Below are 14,808 nucleotides of genomic sequence, written 5' to 3'. Positions count from 1 at the left end.
TTAATGGAGGAAAAAAATGAAAAAGAGAAATAAACGAATTCGTCATGGCATTGTTGTTACCGCTTTAGGTCTGTCCCAAGTGATCACTCCGGTCATGGCGCTTGCGGAAACCACGGAACAGGAACAGACCATTCGTACTTTAGATAACTCAAATCATCTGCTGGAATCAACCAGCGGCGTTGCCAATGAAACAAACACAAGCGACGCGCAAACAACTGAGACTACTCAAACGGATCGTTCTTCAGAAGAAAGCGGCGAAGCAACCTCCAAGACGGATGCAGCAACAACGAGTCAAAGTGAAACGCCTGCTATAACTTCATCAACGCATACAGCAGATACTACAGATTCGACGCAAACAAGTTCTTCAGAAACTGAATCGAAAGAGGCAAAAGGAGCCGAAAAGAGTTCCCGTGTCAGCACCCGCATCAATGGACAAGAGCTTTTAGAAAAAGGCACATTACTGACGATTGCTGGTGAGGAGTTCAGTCAAACGGAAGAAACGCGGATTTTAAACAATAGTCCGGTGAAACTGAAATTAGACTTTGAAATCAATGACGAAGACTACTTAGCCGGCACCACTGCTGTTTTTGACCTGCCGGAAGGCCTTGGTTTTAGTGATATGCAAGGTACAAATGAAGCAATCAATGCTTCGTGGGCAGTAGATAGCGCCGCCCATCAATTAACGATCACCTTTAACCAATCCATTCATGATGCATCGTTTTCGATCGAGTTGACCAGTTATCTTTATTCAGAAGACAAGCCTCAGCTAACCATTGAGATGGGCGATCAAAACCAGACAAGCTACGCCATTGATTTGTATGAAGAAGTTGACCCGATTCAATATGTGTCAGAAAAAAATGTCTTTGGGATGCAAGGAATGGTTTACTACAATACTGATCGGACATTATCTGGAACGGAAACTCTTTCACTGCATTTGGTTGATACGCCGGGTGCGTCCTTCAAAAAGATTGAGACCCAACCGTTAAAAGTCTTCAGCTATGAAGTGGATATCAAAGGAAAGATCAAGCCAGAAACACAGACAGCATTAGTCGAAGGGATAGGCTATACGATCACCTCAAATAGTCTTTACAATACTGCTGTTGAAATCAAACAGATGGACAAACAAAAGGCTTATGGGGTTTCTTATCAATTCACCATGAGTTTGACCGAGCTGACGGATTATACGCCTTCTTTTTCAAAAGGGTATCCAACGACCGGATTTGGTTCGGTACAGCTAAAACAAACAACTGCCCAAAACAGAGGGTTTTCCTTTACCGCAGCAACCAGTAAAGATGAAAAAGAAGTCGATTCTAGGTATTATATGGGGGTTGCTTCTGCCAGTTTTATGAATGGCCTCTCTAAAGGAAACTACTATGTATCAATTCATCAAATGCCGACGGAGATGAAAGCAGGTCAACAAATCATTCTTTCGAGTCAAAACGGACAGCCGATCACGGCGAAACAGTTAACAGCAAGAGACGCCTTCTATCAAAATGTGACTTTTACGGATTATTTTTCTGTCGAAAATAATGGGGACAAACTGATTGTGACGGCCACAAAAGACAGCAATCTCACTCTTGGTTCCACGAACATAACCGTACCCTTTGATCAGAAAGATATCATCCTCAATGTCTCGACACCGTTAATTGCTAATAAAGAATTCAAAATCGTTGAAGACAACTACGTCGAACCAATCAGTGTTCTTAATCCCAATAACGCTGAAACTGCTTGGGGAAATTATGATCAAAATGGTGCCTATGCCAGTGACACTTCAGTCAATATCGAAGGCAGCACCTCACAACCGATCGAAAATTTACAAATGTTTATTGAACATCCCGAGTATCTTTCTTTAAGAAAGGTACCAAAAGTCGGCTTCTATTATACTTTAGGAACTGATTATACGATTGAAGAAGTAGCAGGCGGAACGATGGTCACCTTTACGTCGCCCATTACCTATTCTGTTCAATTTGATATTGGCTTCAATTATGTGCCAGACAGTTTAGCACCGACAAAATCAATTCCTAACGATACAATTCCAATCACGATTTCCGCGACAGGACTTGACACGGTTCATACCTCCGTCTATACCGGAAGAAAACTGTATTCTGAACGTACGCTTCAAAGTAGTAAAAACCAATTTTTAGTCAACGCTCGTCAAGATACCATCAGTGACTTGACTGTTGAGACCCATGTTCCGAAAAATACGGATGTTGTGTTTTCGATCATCGATGTTTCCAATGATCAAGTCAATGGCATTTATCCACAGTATTGGGATCGTGGCTATTATGATAATCAAGCCATGAAAGAAAGCGATCCGAATTATCCGACGATCACCCATGATGAGGCAACCAACTATTACACCTTTGACTTTGGGACGACGAATCGACGCTACATTATTTCCTATCAATACGCCAATGGTTGGCAGGAAATGAGTACGATTTCTATACCTGGTTATGCAAAAGAGCCGCTATCAAATAATCAGCAAGGCTCAACTACCGTTTCCGTTTCCAATACAGCGACGGATATTATTGGGATTACTCAAAATACCGTGAATAATACAAAAAACATGACGCAGGTCAAGGTCACAACAAAAAATATCGATGATGGCTCGAAAAAGGTAGCAAATCCAACGATCCTCCTTAAATCATTGGGAAATACCAATGGTGAAATCGATCTAGGATCAATCAATGTTTCGAATGTGCCAGATGACAGCTACGAGGTCAAAGAAGTTGACGGAGACGTACAGCTTGTCTTTTCAAACTATGTTTTAACGAAAAATATCGAAATCAGTTACAACGTACTTTCACAAAACGCCGGCCAAATCTCAGCTTCAGCAACGATCGTTTCTGATACGATCGATACCTTGTCGGAAGCCAAACGGACGGCTACTTCGACGGTGACTAACCTGCAATTTTCGGCAGGTGATTCAAACGGGATCATTTACAAAACTAATGCGTCACTTGATGTTTATAATACCGAAGAACCAACTCAAAAAATTGCAGGGGTTACATTGATGCTTTGGAATCAGTTGACTGGAGATGTTATTTCTGTCGTAACGGATGAGAAGGGAGAGTATCAATTAGCTGATATTTATACGGGGACCTATACGCTTTATGTTTCCTACGTCCCAGAAGGCTACGTTGTGCCCCAGGAGCTTCAGCTTGGTAAAGAAATCCAAGTGAATCGGACAGGCAACCAGTTCTCAGTAGGCATCACGCCAGAAGAAGATTTATCAACGATCGTCACGAAAGATAGTACAATCTATGTGGGAGACGAGTGGCATGCTGAAGACAACTTTGTTTCAGCGACAGACAAGCATGGCAATGCGTTGACCTTCTCGGAAATTACCGTCAACGGTGAGGTCGACACATCTAAAGTCGGCACTTATGAAGTCAAATACATGAATGGCAACGTGAGCGAGACAGCGACGATCACTGTGGTGGCCAACCAAGAAACGGTGGCAGCCAAAGACAGCACGTTATATGTGGGCGATGCATGGACAGCAGCTGATAATTTTCTAGCGGCAACGGATAAAGACGGTAACACAGTGGCAATCACAGAAGTGACCATCACCGGTGAAGTTGACACGGATACACCTGGAGAATACCAAGTAATCTATCGTAACGGCAAAGCCGAAGCAACAGCTACGATCACGGTCTTAGCAGACCAAACTTCGGTTAAAGCCAAAGACAGCACCTTATACATCGGGGACGACTGGCTTGCGGTTGATAACTTTGTTTCGGCAACGGACAAAACAGGAGCGAACGTTCCATTTTCAAATGTGACAGTTAGTGGAGCCGTGGATACTTCCAAAGAAGGCCAATATTTAGTGGTTTATCAAAATGGCAATCAAAAAGCAGTCGCCACGATCACCGTGGTTGCCAATCAAGAAACAGTCGTTGCCAAGGATAGTACACTTTATGTTGGAGATGCGTGGGAGCTTGCGGATAATTTTGTTTCAGCAACGGATAAGAAGGGACAACCGTTAAGCTTGGCAGAAGTCACCACCAGTGGTGACGTGGATACGAAAGTACCAGGAGAATACCAAGTAATCTATCGCAATGGCAAAGCCGAAGCAACTGCCACGATTACCGTGTTAGCGGATCAAACGAGCGTTCAAGCTAAAGACAGTACTTTATATGTCGGTGATGACTGGGAAGCCGCCGACAACTTTGTTTCGGCAACGGATAAAGCAGGAGCAAACCTACCATTTTCAGCAGTGACCGTTAGTGGATTAGTTGATACGAGCAAAGAAGGTCAGTACAAAGTTACTTATAGCAATGGTAAAACAGAAGCTATTGCTACGATCACGGTTGTTGCGAACCAAGAAACGGTGGCAGCTAAAGATAGTACGTTGTATGTAGGTGACTCATGGGAAGCCGCGGATAATTTTCTTTCCGCAACAGACAAAGACGGCAAGGCATTGCCGCTAACAGAAGTAACCGTTGATGGCACAGTTGACACCTCTAAAGCAGGCAGATATGAAGTGGTTTATCGCAATGGCAAAGCCGAAGCGACTGCCACGATCACCGTGTTAGCTGATCAAACGAGTGTCAAAGCCAAAGGCAGTACCCTATACGTCGGCGATGACTGGCAAGCTGCCGACAACTTTGTCTCAGCCACAGACAAAACGGGAGCAAACCTACCATTTTCAGGAGTAACCGTTAGTGGCTCAGTCGATACCTCCAAAGCAGGCGAGTACCCAGTGGTTTACCAAAATGGTCATGTCAAAGCAACGGCGACGATTACAGTCGTTGCGAACCAAGAAACCGTAGTCGCTAAGGACAGTACGATTTATGTGGATGATAACTGGCAAGCTGCCGACAACTTCGTGTCAGCCAAAGACAAGGACGGTAATGAGCTAAAACTTGCAGATATCACAACAGTAGGTACAGTCGATAGCGCCACACCAGGGAAATATGAAGTGATTTATCGCAACGGCAAAGCCGAAGCGACTGCCACGATTACCGTGTTGGCAGATCAAACGAGTGTCAAAGCCAAAGACAGTACCCTGTATGTCGGCGATGACTGGCAAGCTGCCGACAACTTTGTCTCAGCCACAGACAAAACGGGAGTAACGGTTGAACTATCAGGAGTAATGGTTACTGGTACCGTCGATACCAATCAAGAAGGCACATACGAAGTCACTTATACGAATGGAAAAGTCAGCGACATAGCGACAATCACTGTGGTTGCTCACGAAGAAACGGTCGTAGCAAAAGATAGTACAATCTATGAAGGAGAGAAGTGGCAAGCCGTCGATAATTTTGTCTCGGCAACAGATAAAAGCGGACAAGCAGTCGATTATGATCAAGTATTGATTAGCGGTACAGTCAATACTGATGTGCCTGGAAAATACCAAGTCATCTATCGCAATGGCAAAGCCGAAGCCACTGCCACAATTACCGTGTTGGCAGACCAGACCTCTGTGACTGTGAAAGATAGCATGATTTATGTTGGTGACAACTGGACAGCTGCCGACAATTTTGTCTCCGCTACAGATCGTGATGGTAAGACACTTACGTTGGAGCAACTGTTGGTGGACGGTTCGGTTGATACCAAAAAAACCGGAACCTATCAAGTCACCTATTCAATCGTAACCGATGAAGCAGCAACCCCTAACTTTTTCGCACGCTTATTTGGTACTGACTCACAAGAAGCAGTCACCGCCACAGCGACGATCAAAGTCATTGAAAAAGCAGAAGAACCAGAGGAAAATGATAAGCAGCCAGAGAAAGATGATTCTAATAAAGGGCAAGAAAAACCAACGGATGCAGGACAGCCTGGTAAACAAAGCAAAGCGACCGCAAAGGACAAACGGGTGTTACCAAAGACTGGTACAGCCATCACTCAAGGCTATTCCATTGTAGGAGCGAGCCTTGTGGCACTAGCGGGGATCGTCTTCTTTCGTAAGAAACACACGAACAAAAGCAGAAAAACGAAATAAGTCTCAATGACTCTAGCAGCGGATATCGTGAAGGATATCCGCTGTTTTTGTTTTTTTTTTAAAAACCTGCTGTATTGCGGTTTTCTTGTCCGATAAGCAGCCGTATAAAGAAGATATAAAGATGCTAGCAGAAGATTTACACTATTTTTATTTCTTTTTGCGTATGCTTACGTCATGAAGGAGTGAAGAATATGAATCTTGTTTTAGGAATAATCGGAGTGATCGTAATGATCTATCTCTTTTGGTACTTGTTTGAGGGGGGAGAACGATGAGTAGCTATTTTGTGCAAGGCTTTTTATTTTTACTGATCTTACTAGCAGCAGCGGTTCCTTTGGGCTGGTATATCAAAGAAATCATGCAAGGAAAAACACCGCGGTTTGTCCGCTTTATTCAACCCATTGAACGGTTGACCTATCGAGTGATTGGTTCGGTCAGCAAAAAAGAAATGACCGCCAAAACCTATCTATTTTCCGTCTTGGCCGTCAGCGTCTTTTCCATCATCGGATTGACCGGATTATTGATGGTCCAGCACTGGTTACCGCAAGGGGCGGCCGTTGAGAATTTGTCCTTTGACTTAGCATTGAACACAGCCGTCAGTTTTGTAACGAACACGAACTGGCAAGCTTACGCTGGGGAAGAAGCACTGACCAATCTTTCCCAAGCATTAGGATTAACGGTGCAAAATTTCTTATCTGCGGCAGTAGGACTAGCCGTACTTTGTGCCTTGATTCGTGGGCTGCAGCAAAAACAAAAACGAACGGTAGGAAATTTTTGGCAAGACATCACCCGTTCCTTGCTCTATATCCTTTTACCACTCTCATTGATTTTAGCGATCTTGCTCCTGTCTCAAGGCGTCGTTCAAACGTTGAGCAGCGGCGTGGAAGTCAATGGATTTGAAGGGAAATCCTTTTGGATGGCGCTCGGGCCGGTAGCGAGTCAAATCGCCATCAAGCAATTAGGGACCAACGGCGGCGGTTTTTTTGGCGCCAACGCCGCCCATCCATTTGAAAACCCAACGATGTTCAGTAATTTTTTAGAAAACTTAGCGATCTTGTTGCTGCCAGCTGCTGTGATTTTTGCCTTTGGCTTTTGGATCAAAGAGTGGAAACAAGGACGTACGATCTTGATCACCGCAACCGTCTTTTTGATCCTGGCCTTTATTGGCGTAGTGATCAGTGAAGCTTATGGGCCGCAATTCAGTCAAGTGCTTGGGAATGCCAACCTAGAAGGCAAAGAAGTACGTTTCGGTATCGGTTGGTCGAGTCTCTGGGCAGTGAGTACCACCGCCGCTTCCAGTGGATCAGTCAATGCCATGCTGGATAGTTTCACACCACTCGGGGGTGCGATCCCAATGTTCTTGATGCAGCTGGGGGAAATCATCTTTGGCGGTGTCGGTAGCGGACTTTATGGCATGATCGCTTTTCTATTATTGACGGTCTTTATCGCTGGTTTACTCGTGGGACGAACACCAGAATATATCGGCAAAAAAATCGAAGCCTTTGACATTAAAATGACGAGTATCGTTATTTTGACGCCATTGCTACTGACGCTTTTCGGGGCTATGTTGATGACCTTGCATCCTGACATCATGAGCTGGCTAACCAACCAAGGCGCCCATGGCTTTAGCGAACTGTTGTATGCAGCAACTTCCTTCAGCAACAACAACGGGAGTGCCTTTGGCGGCTTGACCGCAGATACTGTTTTCCTGAATAGTTTGGGTAGTATCTTGATGTTCGTTTCACGTTTCGTTCCCATCGCAGCCATCTTGTATCTGGCAGAAAACATGGGTGCCAAAAAGAAAACCGTTCGTAATGAAGGAACCTTGTCAACCACGAGTCCAGTCTTTGTCACGATGCTAATCATTGTGATCATCGTGATCGGTGCACTGAGCTTTTTACCAGCGATGGCTTTAGGACCAATCGCAGACTTTTTTACAACGAAATAGGAGAGAGAAAAAATGAAAAAAATCTATCAATGGGCGATCGGCGAATCCTTTAAGAAATTGGACCCTCGCCAACAAATCAAAAACCCCGTGATGTTTGTGGTTTACCTAGGGGCGATCTTGACAACGATTTTATGTTTTCAAGAACAAACGGTCCCGTTGTGGTTTAGCATCAGTGTGACCGTCTTCTTATGGTTGACTATATTGTTTGCCAATTTTGCCGAAGCAGTAGCAGAAGGGCGCGGCAAAGCACAAGCGGATAGTTTGAAGCAAGCCAAAAAAGACATCATGACCTACAAAGTCATGTCCTTGGAAGATGTCGCCAAAGAGGCTTTTATCGAAGTCCGTTCCTCCGATTTGAAAAAAGGCGACTTGGTTTATGTTCCTTCTGGCGAACAAATTCCTGCCGATGGGGATGTCGTGGAAGGTGCTGCTTCGGTGGACGAAAGTGCCATCACAGGAGAATCAGCACCTGTCATTCGTGAATCTGGTGGCGACCGTAGTGCAGTCACGGGAGGAACCTTAGTCGTTTCCGATTACTTGGTCATTAAAGTGACCGCTGAAAATGGTCATTCTTTTTTGGATAAGATGATTGCGATGGTGGAAGGGACACAGCGGAAAAAAACACCCAATGAGATTGGCTTGCAGCTGTTCTTAGTGACACTGACCATCATCTTCTTGGCTGTTTCCATCACATTGATTCCCTTTACTGATTTTAGCAGTCAGTTATCTGGTCGGGGAACGGCGATTTCCAGTGTGATCGTGATCGCTTTACTGATTTGTCTCACACCAACCACGATCGGCGCCTTGATTTCCTCGATTGGGATCGCTGGAATGAGCCGTTTGACCAAAGAAAACGTCATCGCCATGAGTGGACGCGCGATTGAAGCTGCAGGAGATGTGGATGTTTTGCTGCTGGATAAAACAGGAACCATTACTCTGGGAAACCGCCGCGCCAGCGAGTTCTTACCGGTACCGGGGGTCACCGCCAAAGAGTTAGCAGATGCAGCGCAGTTGGCATCTTTTGCCGATGAAACGGCAGAAGGACGCAGTATCGTAATTTTAGCCAAAGAAGCCTTCAATATTCGTGAACGGGTATTTCAGCAAGCCGATGTCCATTGGATCGATTTTAGTGCCAAAACCCGGATGTCTGGAATCGACTATCGTGGTGATGAGATCCGTAAAGGAGCTGCTGATACGATCAAGCAATACGTGACGGCAAAAGGGCAGACCTATCCCACTGCATGTGACGAGATCGTAGAAAAAGTCGCTAAAGCTGGTGGGACCCCATTGGTCGTAGTGAAAAATGGCCAGGTACTCGGGGTCGTTTATTTAAAAGACATCGTGAAAAACGGCGTCAAAGAAAAATTTGCCGACATGCGAAAAATGGGCATCAAGACGATCATGATCACCGGAGACAACCCTTTGACGGCAGCTGCTATTGCTGCGGAAGCGGGCGTCGATGATTTCTTAGCTGAAGCAACACCAGAAAACAAAATGAACCTGATTCGCGAATATCAGGAAAAAGGGCATTTGGTGGCGATGACGGGGGATGGAACCAACGATGCACCCGCACTCGCCCAAGCCGATGTGGCAATGGCGATGAACACCGGTACGCAAGCAGCCAAAGAAGCGGGCAATATGATCGACCTTGATTCCAGCCCAACCAAATTACTGCAAGTAGTCCAAATTGGTAAACAGCTGCTGATGACCCGTGGGGCATTGACGACCTTTAGTATCGCGAATGATATCGCCAAATATTTCGCAGTGATCCCTGTTCTGTTTTATGCGATTTATCCAGAACTCGCAGCGCTGAACATCATGAATCTTGGTAGTCCCTTAACGGCGATTTTGTCCGCAGTCATCTACAATGCAGTCGTGATCATCGCCTTGATCCCTCTGGCATTAAAAGGGGTCAAGTACCAAGAAAAACCAGCCAGCCAAATGTTGCGGCACAATCTTGTCGTCTACGGACTAGGCGGCATCATCGCACCATTCATTTGCATCAAGCTAGTAGATTTGCTTTTATCAGCGGTTCTATTATAAGAGAAATCCATCAGAGTCAAGGAGTCATTTAGGAGGAAAACATGATGAAGAATACCCTCTTTGCCAGTATCAAATTTTTACTTTTTAGTACCGTGCTATTTGGCGGTCTCTATACATTGTTGGTCACCGGTGTCGGACAAGTCTTTTTTGCCCATCAAGCCAATGGCAGTCAAATCGTGGAAGGTGGAGAGGTCAAAGGGTCTGAGCTGCTTGCGCAACCCTTTGACCAAGCAGGTTACTTCCAAGGCCGTGATCAAACTGTTTCACAATTGTCGCCCTATGATCCGACCCAAAAAAAGACTGTAGCTGAGCGGACAGCGGCGTTGATGGCAGAAAACCCAACCCAAACCAGTGTGCCGATCGATCTCGTGACCGCTTCGGGTAGTGGCGTTGATCCTGACATCAGTGTCGAAGCGGCACTTTTTCAACTGCCGCGGATCGCTGACACAAGAGGCATCGATGAACAAACAATTCATGATATAATAAACAGAAATAAAGTAGCTGATCTGTTCTCCACGAGAGAATATGTCAATATCATGACCTTGAATCAGCAGCTCGATCAATTACCCGAAGAATAGGGGGAAGCATCTATGAGTGAAAACAACCAGCAGACGATCCCAGAAGAGATGCTGCTGCAAGCCGGCTTTGGACCTAAACGTGGCAAACTACGGGTGTTTTTCGGTTTTGCTGCCGGTGTCGGAAAAACCTATACGATGTTAACCGAAGCCCATGAGTGTTTGCTCATGGGCAAAAATGTGGTGATCGGCTATATCGAACCCCACAAACGTCCTGATACCAATCGATTGCTTGAAGGGTTACCACAAGTACCATTAAAGCAATACCAGCACAAGCAATTGACCCTATATGAGCCGGATATCGATCGACTGATCCAACTAAAACCAGATATCGTCTTGATCGATGAGTTAGCACATACCAATCCCATTGGTGCGCGAAACAAAAAACGTTACCAAGATGTTGATGAACTATTGCATGCAGGAATCACCGTCTACACGACCATCAATGTCCAGCATATCGAAAGTCTGAATGACATCGTGGAAAAGGTCACGGAAGTGGAAGTCAGAGAAACTGTACCCGACACCTTTTTCCAGCACGCCAGCTTACGAGTGGTGGACGTTGAACCAGACGAACTGATTGATCGGTTGGAACAAGGCAAAATCTATGCCGATGAGAATGCCAAGCGGGCACTAAAAAACTTTTTTACGCCAGAAAAACTTGATCATTTACGTGGATTAGCGATCCAAAAAGCTTCCAATCATATCAATCAAATGAACGGCGGTCGAAAACGAGTCCAAAGCAAGCTTTTGACGATTATTGATGATCGCTTGCCGAAAATGGCAGAGAAATGCATTCGTTGGACCGCCCGCTTAGCCCAAGGAGTGGGGGCGGAATGGACGGTGATTCAAGTTCGATCGTTAGATGATACACCTACCGAGGTGCCATTGGCAGAGCGTTTGGGAGCAGAAGTCATCAACATCGAAGCGGATGACAGTTTTGAGACCATCGTAGAGTATGCCAAAATGACGGGTGCCAGTGACATTATCATGGGGAAACAGGTTTCTCAGAAGTGGTTCCAAAAATTGTTTGTCGAGGATTTGGAAGACCGCTTGATTCGGCGCCTTGATGATATTGAGATCCATTTGATTCCTTTTAAAGAAAAAATGCAGCGACCACGGCTGACGTTTTCGCAATTATTTGAAGGCGGTGGTCGAGATTTCACCTTGACCTTTGGGCTGATCATGCTCGCTACCATAGTGACAGAAGGCATGCAGTACTTACATTTCGGCGATCAGAATTTGATGCTGGTTTATATCTTTTTTGTTCTCTTAGTGGCACGTTACACGAGTGGCTATCTTTGGAGTGCCATGGCATCGATCATTAGTGTCCTTTCTTACAATTGGTTCTTTGTCGAACCCTTGTATTCCTTGACGGTCTATAAAGCAGGCTATCCAATCACATTAGTGATCATGCTGATCGTTGCCTTAATGATCAGTAATTTGATGGTTCGATTGAAGACCCAGGCAGAAAATGCCAAGGAAAAAGAGCATCAAATGGAGATATTGTATGAGTTGAACAAACAATACATGGAAACGCGGAATGAGCAAGACATTTATGAAAGTACGACCACCTATTTGGCACGCTTACTCCAACGAGAAGTGGCATTATATGACAGGGAAGGGCACTTGAGAAGTCTGCATTCTTCAAGAGAAACATTGTCTCAACTGACTGGCAAGGATGAGAAAGCCGTCGCTTTTTGGGTCGTGAAAAATCAAAAAGAAGCCGGTCGCGGCACAGATACTCTGATTGGTGCCAATGGATTTTACTTGCCGATCGTTTTAAACGGCAAACCACTAGGCGCCCTTGGGGTAGAACGCAACGAGGAGCATCAGTTGGCCAATAGTCAATTGAATTACTTACGTTTAGTGATCACCCAAATCGCTACCGTGTTGGAGCAAGTCTCTCTGGCGAGTGAGAAAGAACAGATCCAATTGGAAAACGAACGGGAAAAAGTCCGTAGCAATCTACTGCGTGCGGTTTCTCATGACTTGCGGACGCCACTGACGACGATTTCTGGCATTGCCGAAACATTGAGCGAAACCGAAGGCGCGATCAAAAAGGAAACGAAACAAAAGCTGCTAGGAGATATCCAAAGTGAATCCCAGTGGTTGATCCGCATGGTCGAAAACTTACTGTCGGTGACCCGCATCAATTTGACTAACATGGCGGTCAAGCGCAGTGAAGAACCAATCGAAGAAATTATCGAAGCGGTTTTAACGCACCTAAAAAAAGTCTATCCGCACCAAAAAATCATCGTGAAGATGCCCGATCAGCTGATTTTTGTCCAAGTCGATCCAATCTTGATCGAACAAGCCTTGTTTAATTTGATTGAAAATGGCGTACGCCATGGAACCGCCGATACACCGATTTTCTTGCGAGTTTTTCAGGAGCAAGAAGTGGTCATTGAAATCGAGAACCAAGGGGAGATCCCCCTAGGGCAATACCAAAAGATCCAAGCGAATTTGACTAATGACACCGAAGTGCCGGTGGATTCCAAAAATGGACTAGGCATCGGACTGAGTATCGTTAAAACCATCATCCATGCCCATGAAGGCAAATTGGCGATCGAAACGAAAGCCGGCAGTACCATCTTTCGTATTTATTTAAAGCAGTAAGGAGGAAGAACATGCAGCGACATTTTTTATTGATTGAAGATGATTCGAATATCGTTGATTTTATGGAGGTCGTCTTGCAAAGAGAACACTACAACTTTACGTCAGTTGGTACGGGCATGGAGGCATTGATGCTCTTGCAGGAAGAAACTATCGACTTCATCTTACTGGATCTGGGCTTACCGGACATTGATGGCATGGAGCTGTTAAAAATCATTCGTAAGCGCATGAACACACCGATCATCGTGATCTCTGCCCGCAAAGATGAACAAGACAAAGTGCAAGCGTTAGACCTCGGTGCCGATGATTATGTAACAAAGCCCTTCAGTACCAATGAATTATTTGCCCGTATCCGCACGGCATTGCGGCACAAGGAGTCAGCTGCCTTTAGCAGCAGCCCGATTCTCGTAAACAAGGAGTTAACGATCGATTTTGAGAAGAAAATCCTGTACAAGAATCAAAATGAGATCCATTTGACCAAAAACGAATACCGTATCATGGCAGTAATGTTCAAGAATTTAGGCAAAGTCGTCACTTACGATACGCTGACCAGTGAAGTCTGGGGACCTTTTGCAGCGGATGCACAAACCTTACGAGTCAATATCTCAAACATTCGCAAAAAAATCGAAACCAATACGCTGCAGCCAGAGTATTTGATCACTGAAATCGGCGTCGGGTATCGCTTGCGGGAGTATCCAGCAGAATCTTCTGTATAAGTTCGATTCAATCCTAAACAGCCTCCTCCTAAAATTTAGGAGGAGGCTGTTTACTTTCATTGCATCAATGACCATAGTATCCACTGCTTTATACCATTTGACAGTGCCAATCCAAGGGAAGATGGGACTGCACGAAGGGGAAAATAATCAATCATGTTGCTCATTCAAATTTTGTATATTTGTCCTATATGTATTGCTGGGAAATATGTTGTTTGATCAGTTATACTTTTTTTATTAAACAGTTTCCAAAGGGTTCGTTAACTAACAGGTAGAAAAAAATAGGAAAAAGAGCAGCATCAACGATGCCACTCCATGGTGTTTTCGATTTCATTGGTATCAGAATCCAGTTGTTCAGAAACGATGGTAAAGCCGTTTTTGAGATAAAACGCAATAGCAGCTGTATTTTTTTGGTAGACATTCAGAGTCAGCTTCTCGTGTTCTGCTTGTGCTTTTTGTAAAAGCTGCTTGCCAATGCCGTGGGCACGATAGTCTTTCAAAACGAAAATACCAGCGATATAATCACCCAACATCCCGATGAAGCCGACGGGCTGATCATCCACCGAATAGGTGTAAATAAGGGCATCAGAGAAGGCTTTTTTCACAAAATCATAGTTATCTTGCCAATGGGCAGCCGAAATAAAGTCATGGGCATCCAAATTACTTTGCAGCCAAATCTGGGCGATGGTTTCTAATTCAGAATCAGTAAATTGGGTCACTTGTTGTATCATGAGAACCTCCGTTTTTATTCAGTATAGCATAGGTCCAGTACTGATTGCTGCGAATCGCGGCACTTTCGTAGACAATCGGTCAGGAGACGAACCGCTTGATAAGTAACGAAGGTTAAATGACGAAGAAAAGCAATCTTTTTCGTTGAAATATTCTAACAATTTTGTTTCAGCTAGATGTCAATTTCTTGCAGCCAGATGTTATTTGTGTGAAAACAGCCCCAAGAATGAAATCTTTCGGTAT

7 protein-coding genes are annotated in these 14,808 nt (G+C 44.8%); 6 read left to right on the top strand and 1 reads right to left on the bottom strand.

Going from position 1 to position 14,808, the window contains the following annotated elements; translation table 11 throughout:
• Positions 1-16 precede the first annotated feature (16 nt).
• From IGI86_RS10640 to IGI86_RS10615, 6 genes are all read left to right on the top strand, one after another.
• Positions 17-5,947 (top strand): bacterial Ig-like domain-containing protein, encoded by a 5,931-nt coding sequence (locus IGI86_RS10640; protein WP_430617265.1) that lies wholly within the window; start codon positions 17-19, stop codon positions 5,945-5,947.
• 268 nt (positions 5,948-6,215) lie between these two features.
• Positions 6,216-7,892 (top strand): potassium-transporting ATPase subunit KdpA, encoded by a 1,677-nt coding sequence (gene kdpA / locus IGI86_RS10635; protein WP_086332521.1) that lies wholly within the window; start codon positions 6,216-6,218, stop codon positions 7,890-7,892.
• A gap of 12 nt (positions 7,893-7,904) precedes the next feature.
• On the top strand, positions 7,905-9,935 hold the full coding sequence (gene kdpB / locus IGI86_RS10630; RefSeq protein WP_430617264.1) for a potassium-transporting ATPase subunit KdpB: 2,031 nt from the start codon (positions 7,905-7,907) through the stop codon (positions 9,933-9,935).
• A gap of 41 nt (positions 9,936-9,976) precedes the next feature.
• Entirely contained in the window at positions 9,977-10,513 is a 537-nt protein-coding gene (locus IGI86_RS10625) for a potassium-transporting ATPase subunit C (protein WP_430617263.1), read from the top strand.
• A gap of 12 nt (positions 10,514-10,525) precedes the next feature.
• Positions 10,526-13,126 carry a DUF4118 domain-containing protein gene (locus IGI86_RS10620; RefSeq protein ID WP_430617262.1) on the top strand — a complete coding sequence of 867 codons (2,601 nt, stop codon included), beginning with the start codon at positions 10,526-10,528 and terminating at the stop codon, positions 13,124-13,126.
• Between the two features lie 11 nt (positions 13,127-13,137).
• Positions 13,138-13,839, top strand: coding sequence for a response regulator transcription factor (locus tag IGI86_RS10615; RefSeq protein WP_016613477.1), 702 nt, complete (start codon positions 13,138-13,140; stop codon positions 13,837-13,839).
• 296 nt (positions 13,840-14,135) lie between these two features.
• Here the strand turns inward: IGI86_RS10615 and IGI86_RS10610 are convergent, their stop codons facing one another.
• Positions 14,136-14,567 (bottom strand): GNAT family N-acetyltransferase, encoded by a 432-nt coding sequence (locus IGI86_RS10610; protein ID WP_016613476.1) that lies wholly within the window; start codon positions 14,565-14,567, stop codon positions 14,136-14,138.
• Positions 14,568-14,808: the final 241 nt, after the last annotated feature.

Source organism: Enterococcus sp. AZ188 (assembly GCF_050544075.1).
Classification (GTDB): Bacteria; Bacillota; Bacilli; order Lactobacillales; family Enterococcaceae; genus Enterococcus_D; species Enterococcus_D entomosocium.
This window is presented reverse-complemented; position numbering and strand designations above follow the sequence as displayed.